Origin of the sequence: Celerinatantimonas yamalensis (genome assembly GCF_046054155.1) — a bacterium.
GTDB lineage: Bacteria > Pseudomonadota > Gammaproteobacteria > Enterobacterales > Celerinatantimonadaceae > Celerinatantimonas > Celerinatantimonas yamalensis.
Map to the genome: position 1 here is coordinate 737,593 of NZ_JBEQCT010000001.1, position 18,595 is coordinate 756,187.

Annotated in this window: 16 protein-coding genes; 5 read left to right on the forward strand and 11 right to left on the reverse strand. The window is 45.2% G+C overall.

Annotated features, from left to right (window positions below; genetic code table 11):
• Positions 1-21 precede the first annotated feature (21 nt).
• A complete protein-coding gene (locus ABUE30_RS03525) occupies positions 22-2,259 on the reverse strand; it encodes a DNA internalization-related competence protein ComEC/Rec2 (RefSeq protein ID WP_408622281.1) in 2,238 nt (745 codons plus the stop codon).
• Between the two features lie 33 nt (positions 2,260-2,292).
• Between ABUE30_RS03525 and ABUE30_RS03530 the strand changes: the two genes are divergently transcribed.
• Positions 2,293-2,805, forward strand: a complete 513-nt coding sequence (locus ABUE30_RS03530) for a DUF2062 domain-containing protein (protein WP_408622282.1) — start codon at positions 2,293-2,295, stop codon at positions 2,803-2,805.
• 38 nt (positions 2,806-2,843) lie between these two features.
• Here ABUE30_RS03530 and lolE read toward each other — a convergent pair whose 3' ends face one another.
• The 3 genes from lolE to ABUE30_RS03545 are packed head-to-tail and all read right to left on the reverse strand — an operon-like array spanning position 2,844 to position 5,960.
• Complete coding sequence (lolE, locus tag ABUE30_RS03535; RefSeq protein WP_408622283.1) at positions 2,844-4,088, reverse strand: lipoprotein-releasing ABC transporter permease subunit LolE; 1,245 nt, start codon at positions 4,086-4,088, stop codon at positions 2,844-2,846.
• Positions 4,085-4,786: a lipoprotein-releasing ABC transporter ATP-binding protein LolD gene (gene lolD / locus ABUE30_RS03540; protein WP_408622284.1), complete on the reverse strand. Its 702-nt coding sequence runs from the start codon at positions 4,784-4,786 to the stop codon at positions 4,085-4,087. Before lolD ends, lolE begins: the two co-directional genes overlap by 4 nt.
• A complete protein-coding gene (locus ABUE30_RS03545) occupies positions 4,779-5,960 on the reverse strand; it encodes a lipoprotein-releasing ABC transporter permease subunit (RefSeq protein ID WP_408622285.1) in 1,182 nt (393 codons plus the stop codon). The genes lolD and ABUE30_RS03545 overlap by 8 nt, the downstream gene beginning before the upstream one ends.
• A 135-nt stretch (positions 5,961-6,095) precedes the next feature.
• On the opposite strand from ABUE30_RS03545, the gene ABUE30_RS03550 reads away from it, so the two are divergent.
• Genes ABUE30_RS03550 through ABUE30_RS03560 form a run of 3 tightly spaced genes read left to right on the forward strand, consistent with a single transcriptional unit; the run spans position 6,096 to position 10,939 of the window.
• On the forward strand, positions 6,096-6,665 hold the full coding sequence (locus ABUE30_RS03550) for a PilZ domain-containing protein (protein WP_408622286.1): 570 nt from the start codon (positions 6,096-6,098) through the stop codon (positions 6,663-6,665).
• 40 nt (positions 6,666-6,705) lie between these two features.
• The gene (gene mfd / locus ABUE30_RS03555) at positions 6,706-10,176 is read left to right on the forward strand and encodes a transcription-repair coupling factor (RefSeq protein ID WP_408622287.1); all 3,471 of its coding nucleotides are present in this window, start codon (positions 6,706-6,708) and stop codon (positions 10,174-10,176) included.
• On the forward strand, positions 10,169-10,939 hold the full coding sequence (locus ABUE30_RS03560; protein ID WP_408622289.1) for a peptidoglycan binding protein CsiV: 771 nt from the start codon (positions 10,169-10,171) through the stop codon (positions 10,937-10,939). Before mfd ends, ABUE30_RS03560 begins: the two co-directional genes overlap by 8 nt.
• 52 nt (positions 10,940-10,991) lie before the next feature.
• Here the strand turns inward: ABUE30_RS03560 and ABUE30_RS03565 are convergent, their stop codons facing one another.
• From ABUE30_RS03565 to ABUE30_RS03595, 7 genes are all read right to left on the reverse strand, one after another.
• Positions 10,992-11,525: an NUDIX domain-containing protein gene (locus ABUE30_RS03565; protein WP_408622290.1), complete on the reverse strand. Its 534-nt coding sequence runs from the start codon at positions 11,523-11,525 to the stop codon at positions 10,992-10,994.
• Between the two features lie 225 nt (positions 11,526-11,750).
• Positions 11,751-13,061: an NAD(P)/FAD-dependent oxidoreductase gene (locus ABUE30_RS03570; RefSeq protein ID WP_408622291.1), complete on the reverse strand. Its 1,311-nt coding sequence runs from the start codon at positions 13,059-13,061 to the stop codon at positions 11,751-11,753.
• 311 nt (positions 13,062-13,372) lie between these two features.
• Complete coding sequence (gene nagZ / locus ABUE30_RS03575; RefSeq protein WP_408622292.1) at positions 13,373-14,374, reverse strand: beta-N-acetylhexosaminidase; 1,002 nt, start codon at positions 14,372-14,374, stop codon at positions 13,373-13,375.
• Between the two features lie 2 nt (positions 14,375-14,376).
• Complete coding sequence (lpoB, locus tag ABUE30_RS03580; protein ID WP_408622293.1) at positions 14,377-14,982, reverse strand: penicillin-binding protein activator LpoB; 606 nt, start codon at positions 14,980-14,982, stop codon at positions 14,377-14,379.
• 12 nt (positions 14,983-14,994) lie between these two features.
• Entirely contained in the window at positions 14,995-15,399 is a 405-nt protein-coding gene (locus ABUE30_RS03585; protein WP_408622294.1) for a YcfL family protein, read from the reverse strand.
• A 12-nt stretch (positions 15,400-15,411) separates the two neighbouring features.
• Positions 15,412-16,809, reverse strand: coding sequence for a COG3014 family protein (locus ABUE30_RS03590; protein ID WP_408622295.1), 1,398 nt, complete (start codon positions 16,807-16,809; stop codon positions 15,412-15,414).
• A 9-nt stretch (positions 16,810-16,818) separates the two neighbouring features.
• The gene (locus ABUE30_RS03595) at positions 16,819-17,163 is read right to left on the reverse strand and encodes an HIT domain-containing protein (protein WP_408622296.1); all 345 of its coding nucleotides are present in this window, start codon (positions 17,161-17,163) and stop codon (positions 16,819-16,821) included.
• A 150-nt stretch (positions 17,164-17,313) separates the two neighbouring features.
• Between ABUE30_RS03595 and ABUE30_RS03600 the strand changes: the two genes are divergently transcribed.
• The gene (locus ABUE30_RS03600) at positions 17,314-18,492 is read left to right on the forward strand and encodes an MFS transporter (protein ID WP_408622297.1); all 1,179 of its coding nucleotides are present in this window, start codon (positions 17,314-17,316) and stop codon (positions 18,490-18,492) included.
• Positions 18,493-18,595 lie beyond the last annotated feature (103 nt).

Here is an 18,595-nt window from a genome sequence, read left to right on the forward strand (position 1 = left end):
TTTTAACGGGTTGAGTCTCGATCACCAACCCCTCTTATCAACCAATAGTCGATTGTACCAAAAAGGCGCCAGATTCTGCCGATAACTGATGATTTTTTCACGGCGTAAATGAAACTTAACGGCAATTTGGCCAAGGTTAGCGGTATTATAAAGGTGAATGCCAAGGTGTTGATAGCGACGCACCACGGATGGATGAGGAAAATGGTAGTAATTATCAAACCCGCTGCTAATCACCGCCCAGTGTGGCCTAATCCGTTCCAACCATAGTTTAGATGACGAAGTATGGCTTCCATGATGCGGTACACTTAATCCATCGACTGGGGGAAATGGTTGCTTTAACCACCACGTTTCAGCGGGTTTTTCAATATCCCCCGTTAGCAACACACGATGATAAGCATCACTAATCATAAGGATACAAGAGTGATCATTTGGCGAGCGCTCATCAACGTTCGGTTGAATAAATTGTAATCGCAATGACTGCCAATGTCGGACACCTTGACAATTATGCACTTTAAATCTCGGATCAGCGCCAAAAATTGATTGAGCCTGAGGATATTTTTGGTGCAATAACCGATAACCGCCCGCGTGGTCACGATCAGCATGACTCAAAACGATCATGTCAATGTTCAATCTAGACTCATGAAGGAACGGCAAAATAACTGAGCGAGCGTAGGAAAAACCACTGCGATAGCGATTCCCTGTATCATAAATAAGTGCATGTCCGTGGGACTGAACGATCACTGATAATCCTTGTCCCACATCAAGAAAATCAACCTGCCACCGACCAGCCTGATTCGCAAAGTTTGGTGCAATTGCCCATAGGAGCAGCGCGGCTATCGCACCGCGCGATCTAAGTCTTAAAATAATTGCCAGTAATATTAGCCCCAACAACAAGTGCGGCCAAAGATGGTGCGGAATTGGCAACGCTAGCGAGCTGATATGTGTCAGCAATACTAAAGCTTTATCTAACCACTCTAATCCCCACCCAACTAGGTGATAGATGATATGTGCAGCGCTGTGTAGTTGACAGATCGCACACACACTTGCAACCATTAACAGAGGGATCACGAGAAAACTAAAAATGGGAATAAAACACAGGTTTAATGGAATGGACCAAAGCGAGAAATAACCAAACAACCAAATCTGCAAAGGCAACAATAAAATGACTAGACCCAATTGAATCAGTAGAATGCGATACCATCCATCAATTGGCACCACCCACAACATCACCAAAACAGCTAACATTGCGGCAAAAGAGAGCCATAAACCGCCCGATAAAATAGCTAAAGGCCACCCGAGGCTGACCATGAAAGCTGCCACTAACCAAGCATCCATTCGAGTGATCGGAATGCGTAAACTTGTCATCGTGAGCCAAAGCATCAACATAATTTGCGCTCGCTGCGCAGATACTGGCCAATTAGCTAGATAGCCGTACATCCCTGCGAGTAGCATTGCACTCATTGCAGGTAAAAACCGCTTCATTTGCGGCCATAATAGACTCAGTAGACGCCCTAACAAAAATCCCCAGAATGCGAGGATCCCCAGATGCAGTCCAGATATTGCCAATAAATGCCCAACTCCAGCATTCATCCATCGCCGTTTTTGTTTGGCATCTATATTAACTTTATCACCAACACTCAGCGCTTGTATCATCCCATCCTGAGGGATATGGGCATAATCCTTTTTAAGTATTGCCAGTAACCGAGTACGAAAATGAGAACCGGGTGATTGCTGAATAACGTGATGAATTGATCCAGTGGCAATAATTGCGTGCGCGACTAAATAACGCTGATAATTAAAGCCGCCTTCATTTAAACTGCCATGAGTAGCTTTGAGGGTTGCTTTGACGGTGATCTGCTGCCCCATATGCCATCGCTGATGGTGCGTTCGGCGATTTGACCAATACTGTGATAAGTATACAAATTGCGCCATCACCCACTGCGGCCGCTGTTGATCAAGTTGAGCAATTCGTAGCGTAATTTTTTGGCTATATGGGTGATTGGATACTGCTACAATTTGCCCTTGTATGATATGGTATCGATCTTGTCCTGCTAGCTGTTGCACAGCCTGTTGAAACACCATCGCATGCCAAGAAAAATAGCTGACGGCCAAGCAAGCACCAGCTATTATATAGTAGCGTTTTAATAATGCGCCACAAGCAAGCAGTAACAAACACAAGATGACCGGTAAGGGTGGAAGTACAGGCCAGAATAACGACGAACTTAGGGCGACCAACCAGCCTAAGATAAAATATTTCATAACAACTATTGATGAATTTGACAGTATAATAGCATGCCAAAACGAATTTTGCAGCGCATCATGCCTGATCCTGAACAGTTAAAGCAGAATAAGAATTTAAGGTTTTTAAGTCGATGGTTACAAGATGGTAACCTTTGGCGATTAACGCGTCGTTCAGCGGCTGGCGCTTTTGCCGTTGGATTATTTATGGCATTTGTCCCGCTGCCTTCACAAATGCTGTTAGCTGCAGCTGGCGCTGTGCTATTTCGAGTCAACTTACCATTATCAGTAGCATTGGTTTGGGTCTCCAACCCACTAACTATGCCACCATTATTTTATTTTTGCTATCGCATAGGTGCCGTTGCATTGCAAAGGCCAACCGAGCAGTTTCATTTTCAATTATCATGGCAATGGCTTATCGAAACGATGGCCCATATCGGCCCTCCGTTTTTACTTGGATGTTTTATCTGTGGTGTGTTCTTCTCGCTACTCGGGTATATCAGCGTAAGTCAGTTATGGCGCTATTCGACTATCCGCCGCTATCAGCAACGTAGACATAAACGCTAATCAATAAAAAGCCCTTTTTAAGGGCTTTTTATATCAATCTAATTTGAAAGCTCTTCAGCTGGCTGAATATGTCGGGCTTGACTGGCTGGCCAAATAGTTGCCAGTAAACCAATCCCTGCAGCCGTCACACTCACTAAGGCTACATTGGTCCAATCTAGCTGACTCGGTAGAAAATCCACAAAATAGACGTCGGGTGACAATAGACGTCGGCCCGTTATGCGCTCAATAAACGCGACAACATCAGGTAACCACCAGCTCCCTAGCACACCAAAGACAATTCCCCAAAAACAACCTACAATCGCATTGTATGCGCCGTACACCATGAAGGCGCGGATTAAAAGCCCATCTTGCGCCCCGAGTGTTTTCAAAATGGCCAAGTCTTTACGCTTATCCGCGACCGCCAAAATCAACGTCGAAATAATATTAAAGCTAGCTACCGCAACAATCAGCAACATAATGGCATACATGATAGTACGAACCATTTGAATATCTTGATATAAGTAGCCATATTGTTGTGTCCAGCTCTGCACATAAACTAACTGTGGATATTGTAGCCCTACCTGACGAACAATGTGCGTTGCACGCAAGGGATCGGTAACCTTGACACTGATCCCTGTCACTTCATCATGTTTCCAACCATTTAACAACTGAGCTTGATGTAATGCCATGAAAGCCAATTGACCATCTAACTGACCACCAATTTGAAAAGTGCCAAGCACCGGCATTCTGACTCGACGCGGAGCTTGAAGTGATCTGGTTTGATTCTTAGCAGGTAGCATCAACGTGACCACATCACCGGCATGCACATCCAGTTTAGCAGCGATTTGCGCACCCAACACAAGTCCAGGTTTTGCCTCGGCTAGCTGACGCCACGCATTCGGTTGTACAAAGGGGCGTAAGTTAGTCACTTGTAATTGTAACTCAGGCTCAATTCCGCGGATCCCAACCGCCGATAGATGGCCATCATGAGCAAGCAATCCATTCATCGAGATATAAGGCGCAGCCCCCAGTACATTGGGTGTATTGCGAGCAATCGTGGCTAATTTACTAGCTTGTTTTAATGGCGGTTGAACGGCGGGCAATTCGCCTTGACTAACCACTGACAAGAAGCGATCATTTAACTCTTTCTGAAACCCATTCATCACCGATAAACCAATAATTAAAACCGCAACACCAAGTGCAATGCCGATCGTTGACGAACGAGAGATAAAGGCCACTAATCCTCGGCGATGACCAAACCGGTGATAACGCAACCCAATAAACAGCGCTAAAAAACGCATCATAATGACATGACCTCAGCGGCGGATTGGTCTAATAGACCATCATTCATTAATAGTTGTCGATCAAAACGGCCTGCCAACTGACGATCATGAGTCACCACCACAAATGCGGTCCCTTGTTCGCGGTTTAATTCTAGCAATAGCTCATATACTGAATCTGTCGACTGACTATCTAAATTACCAGTGGGTTCATCGGCCAATACGACATCAGGCTTATTCACCAATGCTCGAGCAATCGCAGTACGCTGACGTTCACCACCGGACATTTCGCTAGGACGACTATTTAAGCGATGTCCTAGCCCAACACGTTCTAACAAAGTACTTGCCTGCGCTAGCGCTTTGGTCGGCGAGATACCAGCAATCAGTTGCGGCATAGCGACATTCTCTTGGGCACTAAATTCACCTAACAGATGATGAAATTGATACACAAAACCTAGCCGCTGATTACGCAACGTGGCTAACTTTCGGGTACTTAACCGCGCCAGTGACAAACCATCTAAGTAAATATCCCCAGACGTTGGCTTATCTAAGCCCCCCAATAAATGAAGTAAGGTGCTTTTGCCACTGCCTGAGCTGCCAACGATAGCCATTGCTTCACCAGCTTGAAGCGTCAAATCAACGCCTCTAAGCACAGAGACCGTTTGCTCACCATCTTTATAATGCTTACATAACTGGCTGCAACTTAATATTGTCTTACTCATATCTTAACGCCTCTGCTGGTTGAATTCGGCTTGCTTGCCAAGCTGGATAAACTGTTGCTAATACGCTTAAACACATTGCCAGCCATGCAATGCTGGTGACTTGCACCGATTCAATCACAATGGGTACCCCCCCTGAACCAAGCGCCATATTTAACCCGAGGAGGGATAAAACAGGGTTAAGATGATGTGCCAAGGTGATCCCTAAACCCACGCCAATCAGTGCCCCCAAACAGCCACTCCAAGCGCCTTGGATCATAAAAATCCGTAGTAATTGGCCACGCTGCATACCCAAAGTTTGCAAAATAGCCACATCGGCCTGTTTATCACCCACCATCATCACCAGCGCTGAGAGGATATTAAAGGCCGCTACCGCAATCACAAGGCAAAACAATAAACTCATCATGGTTTTTTCCATCTTAACAGCGGAAAAAAGTTGTCCATAATAATGCCGCCAATCGAGGCCACCTTTAGGCAAATAGCGGCTATACTGCTCGATATTAAGTGGATCAGGAACAAACAAGCGCGTTTGTTGCACCATTGCCAGAGGCTGGCGGAGTAGCCGGGCGGCATCACTATCATTAACCCAAATAAATTGACTATCCACTTCTGCGGCAAACTGAAAAATACCCACAACATGAAAAGTTCGTTGCGAGGGGATCTCGCCAAACGGGGTATATACAAGCGTATTAGTAGCCATTAAACGCACATTGTCGCCAACTGAAACCCCTAATTGACGCGCAACTTCACTACCTAAAATGACGTTAAATTGATTAGATTTTAATGCGCTTAGCGAGCCCTGGATCAAATGCTGTGCCATAATCGCTCGATCATATTCATGCAAAGGCGATAACCCTTGCATCTGAACCGCTTGCAATTGTTGACGACTTTGTATCACTACCATCGCACTCACCAACGGCGATTTCGGCAAATGCGCCAAAGCCGCTGGCACCTTATCATGCGCGGGGATTTGTAAATGCGGCACAACATTTAAAATGCGCTGTTCAAGCTGCGTTTGAAAGCCATTCATCACTGAAATTACGGTGATTAATGCCGCCACACCGAGTGTAATACCAATTGTAGAGAAACCACTCACAAACGTCGCAAACCGCTGTTTATGACTTCCTCGAGAAAATCGCCAAGCGATTTTAAATGCTAACTGCCAAGTTTGTTGCACGTGATTCCACTGAACCGTCAATAAATAGCGGCTATCATACCGTGCTCAAAGATGGGCAACAATGCAATGCCCGCTTTTTTAATTAATTTGCTATGATGAGAGGATCTTACGTAATTTTATCGGAGCCTTGGTTTAATGAATGACGAAACTTCTTATTTTAGTGTCTCTTATCAACTAAATCTGAATATTAAGCCGTTACCAATCGGTACCGAGTTACCCGATTATGAGCAATTTCTAAATGCTATTCCCGAATCATTTCGACTGGCCGCTAGCAATCAAAACCGAGTCAGTGATATCGGGACCAGTTTATCCGCACTAGGTGAAGCAGGTGTTGCGCTGCAGCGCTATCTCAAAGCACAAGCAGATAAACTCGATATGATATTAACTTACATGTTGTCGCTACAAGATGAGGTGGCGGCTCGCACCCAATCAACCCATTTCGGTGGTTCACAAATTCGCTTTCACTGGCCAACTACCTTAGAAGTTGGGCAACTTGTTGAGATGAAGATATTTCTTTCAGATGAGGCAACGGCTATCTACTGTTATGCTCGCGTTATCGATGTCATCAACAACGAACCATTCAATATTGCCTGTGAATATGCTTTAATTCGTGAGGAAGATTGTGAAAGCTTGGTTCGTGCCAGCTTACATATCCAATCAAAACTGTTGCAAGCACGCGCTAATGCCCGCCAGCAACACGACTAATTTACTAACTGAATATCCAGTAGAAGGTTTGTCACCAGTTATGACAGAGTTGTTTCCTAATCTCCCGTACCTCGAAGGGCCTGGTGACCAAAAAAGTCTTGGCCAATTACCTGGCAGTAGTATCGCACTAGCCGTCTATCATTACATTCAACACAGTAGTGCGCCATTAGTCATTCTAACCTGCGATACGCGCTCGGCATTACGCTTAGAGCACGAGCTGTCCGGGTTAAAAACGACTCGACCAGTGGTTTTTTTACCTGATTGGGAAACTCTCCCCTATGACCATTTTTCACCTCATCAAGAGATCATCTCAACACGTTTAAGAACGCTTCACCAAATGCTCAGTCAACCGAGTCATCAAGTGATGATTACCACGGTTGGCACATGGATGATGCGAACAGCATCGACCAATTATCTACTGGGTCGCAGCTTGCAACTAAAAACAGCGCAAGCACTCGATATTGAAGCGTTTCGGATTAACTTGGTTGATACCGGTTATCAACCGGTCGAACAGGTGATCGAACATGGTGAGTTTGCCATCCGCGGCAGTATCTTAGATATCTTTCCGATGGGATCCGATGTCCCTTATCGGATCGATTTTTTTGACAATGAAATTGACTCAATCCGATATTTTGACCCAGATGACCAGCGTAGCCGTGACATAGTCGAACAGATCGATCTACTGCCAGCCCATGAATTTCCAAGTGACAAACCAGCAATTGAGCTTTTTCGCAGTCGTTGGCGCCAACGCTTTGATACACCGCGCGAGCCAGAATCAATCTATCAACAAGTTTCAAAAGGCATCTGGCCCCCCGGAATTGAGTACTATTTACCGTTATTTCATGAGCAGACCACCACACTGTCACAATTGATGCCTGACGATTTACAGATCTTGGCAATTGATGATCTGCAATCAGCGGTAAAACAATACTGGCAGGATATTAATGAACGCTATGAAAATCATCGCTACGATCGCTTGCGTCCCGTGCTTGAGCCTAATGAGCTATTTGAAAACGTTGAACAATGTCTAGGTGGGTTGAAAAAATTTGCCCGCGTTAACTTACAAACACAGCCATTAACCCCGGCCCCAGGGCGAAAAAATTTACAACTGCAAGCACTCCCCGATCTTAGCTTTAGTCATCAGCTGAATGAACCGACTCAAAAAGTTCGCCAATTTATTGAGCACTTTGACGGTCGAATCTGCTTTGTGGTTGAAACAGCTGGTCGGCGTGAGGCTCTCTTAGCACTCTTAAAACCATTAAAATTATCGATTAAAACTATCGAACAGCTAGACGAACTGGGTCAAGCGGCGCGTTTTAGTCTGTTAATTGCACCACTCGAACAAGGGTTTATCTTAAGCGAACAACAGCTCTGTTTTATTGGTGAAAGCGATCTGCTAGGCAAACGCATTGTCCAGCGCCACTCTCGCAAAAATTCAGCGGGAAATCCTGAAGCACTGATTCGCAACTTGGCAGAGCTTTCGCTCGGCCAGCCAGTCGTTCATTTAGAGCATGGGGTTGGGCGTTATCAAGGCTTAACGACACTTGAAACCGCGGGTATAAAAACAGAATTTTTAACTCTGCTCTATGCTAATGATGCGAAGCTCTATGTCCCCGTTGCATCGTTACATCTTATTAGTCGATACAGCGGCAGTAGTGAAGACTCGGCACCGCTCCATAAATTAGGTAACGATGCTTGGCAAAAGTCACGTAAAAAAGCGGCAGAAAAAGTGCGCGATGTTGCAGCCGAGTTGTTAGAAATTTATGCGCAGCGGGCCGTCAAGCCAGGGTATTCATTTCAAATCGATACCGAGAGCTACCAGCAGTTTTGTGCCGATTTTCCGTTTGAAGAAACCGATGATCAACACAATGCGATTCAAGCCGTATTGGCCGATATGCAACAACCCGTTGCGATGGATCGGTTAGTCTGTGGTGATGTCGGCTTTGGCAAAACCGAGGTTGCCATGCGCGGTGCATTTATTGCAGTCAATGATAACAAACAGGTTGCTATCTTAGTCCCAACCACATTGTTGGCTCAGCAACATTATGACAATTTCTGTGATCGGTTTGCCAATTGGCCGGTACGCGTCGAAGTGCTTTCGCGCTTTAAAACCGCTAAACAGCAAAGCCAAATTATAGACGCCTTGGCGCAAGGCAAAATCGATATTCTCATCGGCACCCATAAATTACTATCAAAAACGGTCAAATTTGCCGACTTGGGGTTATTAATTGTCGATGAAGAACATCGCTTTGGGGTCCGTCACAAAGAACAAATTAAAGCCATGCGCGCCGATGTGGACATTTTAACGCTCACAGCAACACCGATTCCACGCACACTGAATATGGCCATGAGTGGGATGCGTGATCTGTCGATCATTGCCACACCACCAGCACGGCGTTTATCGGTAAAAACATTTGTCAGAAAACGCGATGATGCACTGATTAAAGAAGCGATTATTCGTGAAATTACTCGGGGTGGGCAAGTCTATTTTCTGCATAATAATGTTGAAACCATCGACCGAGTCGCTGAGCAGCTGCAAGCATCCATTCCTCATGCAAGAGTCGCTATTGGTCATGGACAGATGCGCGAGCGCCAGTTGGAACAGATCATGGGTGACTTTCACCACCAGCGATTTAACATTTTGGTCTGCACCACGATTATTGAAACGGGTATCGATATTCCCAATGCCAATACCATCATTATTGATCGTGCAGATCATTTCGGTTTAGCCCAACTTCATCAGCTCCGTGGCCGTGTCGGACGATCGCATCACCAAGCTTATGCGTATCTGATGACGCCCGCCCCTAAAGCGATGACCCGAGATGCAAAACTACGCCTTGAAGCAATCGCCGAACTTGAAGATCTAGGTGCGGGATTTACACTGGCTACCCACGATCTTGAAATTCGCGGCGCAGGTGAACTGCTTGGAGATGAACAAAGTGGCCAAATTGAAGCCATTGGTTATTCACTGTATATGGAGATGCTCGAGCGCGCTGTCAATGCGTTAAAATCGGGCAAAGAGCCCTCACTCGATTTGCTTCAAGCGGACCACGCTGAAGTAGAACTGTCGATCCCAGCTTTACTCCCAGATACCTACATCAGTGATGTCAATACTCGTCTTTCTATTTACAAACGGCTCGCCAGTTGTGATGACGAAGCCCAAATGCGCGAGCTACAAGTGGAACTGATTGACCGATTTGGCTTGCTACCTGATGCCGCCAAGAACCTCTTCACACTGCAAGAGTTGAAACAGCGCGCAACACATTTAGGAGTGAAACGCGTAGAAGCAGGTACTAAATCAGGCTCTCTTGAATTTACACAACAATCAACAGTGAACCCAAGCTATCTCGTACAATTGCTCAGTGATGGCTCACAACGATACAAGATGGAAGGACCGAACCGCTTGATTTTTACCATCACCTCAACTGATCGTCGAGAAAAAATAGAACAAGTTGAACAACTACTCACTGATCTTGCAAACCACCAATTGCCGGAAGCTCAATATGCTTAAACCTATTGCTTATATCCTGATCGCGCTTGTTTCAATCAGCACCCCTATTATAGCTAACGCGCAATCTCGCTCATTCGATATTGAAGTGATTATCTTCAAACGTCACCAACCGCAGCCTACTGGTGAATATTGGGATCAAACCCAACAAAAATTATCAATTCATCCAACGCAATGGTTGTTGGCACCACTACTCAAATGTCAATCGAGCGACTGCGTCAGTAGTCAGGCCGTGACGCAGATCCCAACAGTTATCAATGGCAGCAACTGGCCTGTACAAAAACCAACATCATTACAGATGCTGCCAAGCAGCCAATTTAAACTCAATACACAGTGGCAACGCTTAAGCCGTGATACTGCATTTACACCGCTTATACACCTTGCTTGGCGTGAAAAAGTACCATCACGTAGCCGAGCAATCTATTTGGGTATTATGGCTGGCAAACGTCTACCAAATGATTTACGCAGCTCAGTTAATGCGCCATATTGGCAGTTACAAGGTGGGATAAAAATTAGTTTGCAACATTATCTGTATATTGACTCTCAACTATTACTCACCGAAGTAAAAAACACAGCGGCTCAATCAACCGCTGTCAATACGCAAACGAATATCGTACCCAACTCAGCCAACACTCAACCTTTAAACGCATTAGTCAGTTATAAATTTGATCAAAAAATTCGAGTGCGATCTGGTGAAATCCACTATTTCGATCACCCTAAAATGGGGATGTTAATTCAGATTCGAAAAATACCTGGCGCAAATTAATGATGAACTAATACGCTAACTCAATTGGCCATAATATTAATTGAACTATGGGTTAGCGACAAAGTTGGCGGTCCACTGCCAGTAAAGCCGCCACAGTGATCGCATCGGTAATCAAGCCTTGGTCAATCATGGCTAAGGCTTCACTAAATGCAACGCAGCGCACTGTGATATCTTCACTTTCCTCTAAATGTTGTTCACCTTGTGTTAAGCCGGTCGCCAGATAGAGATGCGCTTGCTCATCGGTGACTGAATTAGACAAATGCAACGTGAGCAGCGGCTGTAGATGTGCAGCTTTCAGCCCCGTTTCTTCACTTAATTCACGCAGCGCGGCAACCTCAAGTGCTTCACCATTCGGACATCCACCTTCGGGGATCTCCCACGAATAACTCGCTAATGGATAACGGCTTTGCCCAACCAGGTAGACCTGCCGATCATCGGTCATCGCCACTACCCCAACGGCTCTATTTTTAAAATGCACGACGCCATAGCGCGTTGGATGGCCAGCCGGATTAATCACGTCGCGATCTTCCACTCGTAACCACGAATTCTCAAATACAACCTGCGACGATTTTGTTTGCCATGCCATGATGATGCCTTTTAATACCTATAGATGTCACCATTAAAGCATATCAACTGACTGATGCTAAAGCGCTAATACTTATCATTGATCAGATTTTTTATGGAGATATTCACATCGAAAGCGGTTTGTGAAAGACACATAGGGCAAAGCGTCCAAATGAAGTAATGATGAAATAAATGATGCGTAGACAGCCGTAGTAGAGGCATCAAAGCGATGCCTCTAAAGATTCGATTAATGCAGTTTAAGTTTAGGACGTAGCATTTGGTTGATACGTCCAACCAGCATAATCAACCCTGTTTTAAGATAGCCAAATAATGCAATTTGGTGCATGCGATACAATGAGATATACATGACACGAGCAATTCGTCCTTCAACTTTCATCGAGCCTTTCATTAAATTACCCATTAGCGAACCAACGGTACTGTAATTACTCAGAGAGACCAATGAACCATAGTCTTTATAGACATATTCTTTAAGAGGTTTTTCTTTGAGCCCCGCAAGGATGTTGTCATAGACCTGAGAAGCCATCTGGTGCGCTGATTGCGCGCGAGGTGGAACAGTTTTACCCGTTTCGTCAATCGGACAACTGGCACAGTCACCAATTGCGTAAATATGTTCATCGCGTGTGGTCTGTAATGTTTTACGAACCATCAATTGATTGATGCGGTTACTTTCAAGACCTGCTAGTTCATGCATAAATCCAGGACATTTAATCCCTGCTGCCCAAACCATTAAGTCAGCTTCTAACAGCTCACCCGATTTGGTCGTCAACCCTTGCGCTGACGCTTCCGTAATCATAGTTGCAGTGCGGACATCCACCCCCATCTTAACCAATTCGCTATGGGCTGATGACGATATCCGCTCAGGTAAGGCGGGTAAAATACGCGGACCCGCTTCAACCAGTGTCACTTCCAAACATTCATTAGAGACGTGCGGTAATCCATAGGCCTTCAGCTGCTGCGCGGCATTATGCAACTCGGCAGACAATTCCACGCCTGTCGCCCCACCGCCAACAATCGCAATACGGACTTTTTCATCGTCATTCGGATGCGCAGGATCGCTAACTTGACCTGAAAATTGTAAAAAACGATTGAGTAACCGTTGGTGAAATAAATGTGCGCGTTCTGGATTGTCTAAAAAGATACAATGATCTGCAACGCCCTGGGTACCAAAGTCATTTGACACCGAGCCAATGGCCATTACCAAAATATTATAGTCAACGGTACGCTCAGGCAATAACACGACACCTTCTTCGATAACAGCTGACAGGTGAACCTGTTTCTTTTCGCGATCAAGGTTGCACATTTCCCCCTGCTGGTAGTGAAAGCCGCTGTGGGAAGCCTGAGAGCGATAACTGAGCGCATCAATTCCTGAATCAAGCGATCCTGCAGCGACTTCATGTAGCAATGGTTTCCATAAATGGGTGCGATCACGATCAATTAAGGTAATCTCAGCTTTCTTTTTTCGACCGAGCTTACGTCCTAGTTTCGTGACCAGCTCTAAACCGCCAGCACCGCCACCGACAACCACAATTTTCAGCATGGGTACGTCTCCAAATTAAAAATAAATGAATCTTTACTCTAAAAACTAATTAACTTGTTATTTTTTATAATTTTATAGGCTAAATTTAGTTTTTATAAGATGTTATAGGAAGTGATTATAAGGAAATATCAGTGACTTTCATCACATTTTTTCGATTTTTGGCGAATTACTTGCCAGATAACCTTAAGAAATAAGAGAGTATTGATGATATTAAGAAAAGATGTCTATTTTATCAATTTATGGTCGATAGAAGCAGGCATCAGGATGTCGACCCCAATGTTAACTTATGAGATCGACACCCTGAATACAGTTTATGAAAGCCAGCGTTGTAGGCGTTGATAACGCGGCGATTGGCTTAACTCTGTCCAGTTCAAAGCCTTCCCTTGAGGACAAAGTTGCAAGGCTTTATCATGACTAATACACTGATGATCTAATCCATCAAGTAACTGCTCAGTGCTCTGCCTATCGTTACAAGCAAGCAGTAAATCGCACCCAGCAGCCAACGCCAAATTAGCTCGCTCAAGTGGTGTACCCGCAATATGTGCGGCTTGCATCGAGAGATCATCACTAAAAATCAACCCCTGGTACCCATATCGTTGGCGCAAAATAGTCTGTAACCATTTTTGACTAAAACCAGCCGGTTGACTACTGACATTAGGATAGATCACATGAGCTGGCATCAACGCATCCAATAAACCGGCTCGAATAAGCTTCAGAAAAGGAATTAAGTCATGGGATTCAATCTGCTCAAAAGATCGTGTATCGATCACTTGAGCAATATGCGAATCGGCCTGAACGCTGCCATGGCCAGGAAAATGTTTGCCCACACTACACATATGTGCATCACGCATACCAAAAATAAAGGCTTGCGCCATCGCCACGACCCCTTCAGGGTTATCTGCAAAGGCCCGATTTCCGATGACATGACTCATCCCGTCGATATCCAACACCGGTGCTAAGCTTAAATCAATATCACAAGCTCTAAGCTCACTGGCCATCAGCCATCCTAACTCTTGAGCATAATGTAAGGGCTCAACCGAGAGCTGCTGCGCCAAATGATACATTTGCCCTGCGGCTGGAATGGCGCTGAATTGTTGGCGAAAACGTTGGACTCGTCCGCCTTCTTGATCGGTAACAATTAGCAACGGCTGGGCGCGCGACTCTCGGATCAAACGCACTAAATCACACAATTGCTGGCGATCTTGGTAATTGCGACTAAATAAAATCACCCCTGCAACCAGTGGATGAGCCAATATTTCGCGTTCGATAGCAGATACATCGACACCATTAAGATCTATAAATAATGGCCCCATGCTTACCAGCCAAACAATGAACGTTTAGCATCTTTGCGAATTTGCGTTTCATCAGCCCAAACGATCAGCCCTGTTTTCAAATCCATCAATCGCATTGTCATTTTGTAGTAGACATCTTTTTGACTGCTAGTTGATTTAACAATACTGGATAAATCGCCATAGAGCATATACTCCGCCCCAACTTGATGACCAAATTGCACGGCCTGCGAAGGATCGACTAAACCACTTTGGTTTTGATAATTAAGCTGTTTGCGCACCGCATTGACCCGGCTCATATCAACAAATTGAAACTGCCCAGACTGAATTAATTTGGTTGAAATAGAATCGGTGATTGACTCCGTATCAATATGTTCACTCGTTTTATTTTTAATACCCTGAACATACAAAATAGGCAATTTGTGACGCGCCTCAAGGCGAGTTAAAAATGGCGACGCCAAAAGTGAATCAGTCATGCTATTGGCAATTTTTTGTAGATCAGTCGAACCAAAATCAACATTAACGGTTTCAACCGCTTGAGCATCACCATAACTAACTTTTTGCGCGCACCCACTCAGGGTTAACGCAGCAATGACCGCCGAAGCGACCAGCAAAGGGGTTTTGTGACTCATACTCACTCCTAATTAATCGGCTTGGCGAATGTAAACGCGAAAAGCACTCGCTTTAGTGGATTGGCTTATTGAATGTAATTGCTTTGTCTCTTTGCCATGCAGCATCACTGCAAGCCATGGTGTTTGTGCTAATTGCTGGCCACTGGCATCATACCAATAAAATCGGTACTGTAAATTTTGGTCATAGTTACTAGTGGATTGCAACGTAATAAACGCCTGCTGACGACCGTCCGAGCGCGCTTTGATCCCAGCATGAGTAAAAGTAAGTTTTCTGGCTAATAACGAGTTATCGCTTTGCACCAGTTGGTTGGGCATATCCGTTGCGGCGATCACTGGGGTTCCGACTCCAGCTGAGTATGTGGCACAGCCACTTAACATCATCAGTGCTGCTGAAACAGCCAATATATGACGACGCATAACGCCTCCTTATTATAGTAAAAAGTTCTGAGAGACCCATGTTTGGCCTATCTGACTGACTATCACTAACGTAACTCGATTGGCTTTCACCTGAATCGGCACTTGTTTTCCAATTCCAACAAACCGTAATTGATAAGTCCCCGCATCCACCGAGTTTGCCGAAAAACCAACCGCCGCAGGAAGTGATTCCCAACTGCGGGTATCGGCATGTTCAGTTACTGCATTATATAGATTAGCAACCAAACCTAGCCAAGGATTTTGTTTAGTTATTTTATTGGCTAGTACCGTTTTACTCGATAGGCGAATAACCTGACGAAGTATCATGCCGGGTAACTGCTCTTTGAGCGAGTGCGCTGCCAACGCTTGTAGTTGAGTCGCAGATTCAATCGTTGTTACTTGCCCGGCAAGATTAATCTGCAAAGGGGGACTTGACACAACTTCATCAGGTAAGTAGGGAAACGCAACAGATAGATATTGCAAGCGGTCTCCGACTAAAATGGGTAGATGCAATGCCACTTGACGCCGATAAGGGATCAAATTTTGTTCTGTTAGTACCATCACTAAACCTTGATGAGAGGTCAGACTCAATGGCTTAAATCGCCGCTCAAGATTGGCCAAATCGGGCATACCGAGCTGCTTTGCCAGTCGTGTTGTTAATGCGCCTATCGCTGGATTATCTGGGGCAATCTGAAGGGCCCGTTTCAAATCAATGTACGCATCGTTGGGCTGATTCGCTGCTAAATAAAGCGCGCTACTGAGCAAATAGGTATAACCATTTTGATAGGCACTCTTGCTTTTTTTTAGCAACGCTTGCATCGATGGGTACTGCGCCAATGTTGATTGCACTTGGTCGCGGTACTGCGATTGTATTTCAGAGAGCTGCGAGCTATGTTGGTCAATCGCCTTTTGTTGTAGTAATTCACCTTTACGAACCTCAACCAACGCCCCACTCAGATCGTTTTGATGAAGATAATTCAGCGCTTGATAATGATGCAGCATTACCCGCTCATACACAGGGATTTGATAACTACGCGCTGTATCATTGGATAACACGGCAATACTATCCTGCACGCCACTAGACAGTCGAAATTGCGCTTGACTCTCCAGCCACTGTTGATGTTTTTCGACTATTGAAAAGTGCTTTTGGCTCGCCGAATAATGGCCAGCTAGCTGTTGCAACCGCCCCAGTTCTAGCTGCTTGAGATAATAATTCGTATCACTGGTCGAACCAACATCCACATCACTAATTGCTTGCTTTAACTGCCCGCTTTGAACCGCATGGCGCATATCAGTCATCTGTGCGCTATAAGGTTCAACGAGATCTTTACCCGACAGTGAAGCACACCCCGCTATCAAGGCCAACAACACACTCAGAACGGCCCAACGGAGCCCACCCATTAATTGATTCATTTAACCGCGCTACAGTAATGGTCCCAAGGGTGTTCCCCCAAGAAGATGCATATGCAGATGAAAAACCTCTTGTCCGCCATATTCATTACAATTAATCACTAATCGATAGCCATCCTCAGCGATCTTCTCTTTCGCTGCAAGTTGGCGAGCAACGCTCACCATACGACCCATCGTCAACTCATCTTCAACCTCAACATCATTAACCGTGGGGATTAATTTGTTTGGAATGATCAAAATATGAACTGGGGCCTTTGGTGAAATATCACGAAAAGCCGTTACTAACTCATCTTGATACAACAATTCAGTCGCAATCTCTTGACGAATAATTTTACTAAAAATGGTTTCTTCAGCCATATATCCTCCAGAATAATATGAATACAGTTTCACTGTAGGGAAAATAGCTTAATCGAGGATGCTAAATAAATCTATCGAATCGTTGCATCAACAACACTTTACCCATAGGATCATAGTCTATGTTGTATCTCAATGGTTATCATCCTCACAATGCCGCACCTTCAGCCTGACAATCATCCTAGCTTAACCTCAACCTTAGTCCTGCTCATGGCGGTCACCACCGGGGTGGCAGTTGCCAGTAACTATTATGCCCAGCCGTTACTCGATACCTTAGCCGACTACTTTCATATTTCTCAGTCAATGGCCGGTAATGTGGTGACCATCGCACAATTAAGTTATGGAACAGGGTTACTGCTAGCTGTGCCGATTGCTGATATTGTTGAACGCCGCGCTCTAATGATCAACCTGTTAGCGCTGACCTGCGTAGGGCTAATGATCAGCGCCTTTTCGCCCAATATTTATTGGCTATTCGTCGGAACAGCAATGACTGGATTTTGCTCTGTCGTGGCGCAAGTTCTAGTCCCTTTTGCTGCGACCTTAGCCGCTCCGCAAAATCGAGGACATATCGTTGGTCGGGTCATGGCAGGGTTATTATTAGGGATATTAATGGCCCGAGTCTTCGCCGGCGGCCTTTCCACATTTGTGAATTGGCGATGGGTTTATGGACTTGCTGCTCTTATTTTGGCTGGTATTACCATAGCACTGGCCCAAATACTCCCCCACGCTCCCAGCACCCAACATATTCGCTACCGACAGCTCATTGGATCGGTTCTCAAATTGTTTCAACAGCAACCCATTCTGGTCTATCGCTCCTTACTAGGAATGATGTCATTTTGTCTGTTTAGTATGTTTTGGACACCGCTTGCTTTTCTACTCGCTAAACCGCCTTATCAATACAGTGATGCAATCATTGGCCTGTTTGGTCTGGTGGGGGCAGCGGGCGTAATGGCCGCTACTTGGGCAGGAAAACTTGCTGATGCAGGCCATGGACGACAAGCGACATTCGCTGGGCTAGTCGGGCTTATCATCAGTTGGGGATTGTTATATTTTTCCCCTCATTCGCTCACATTGCTACTTGTGGGGGTCGTTTTGTTAGATCTCACCTCACAATTGGTGCATGTGAGCAATCAAAATGTCATTTACAGCCTTGATGAAAGTATCCGCAACCGCCTCAACGCAGGGTATATGACCTGCTATTTCATCGGCGGTGCTTTTGGCTCTTGGCTATCGGTCACCCTATATCAAATCGGTGGATGGTCATGGGTATCACTAGCCGGCCTTAGCATTGCCAGTTTGGCGCTACTGGTTGCACTGTATAAACATCAATAGAACAATTCTTTCTCACTAAGTGCCGTATTGTGGGAACACCTTTACACGGTTGTTTCCCCCTAACGGCATCGGCATACAACTATAGGAAAATAACGCGCTATTT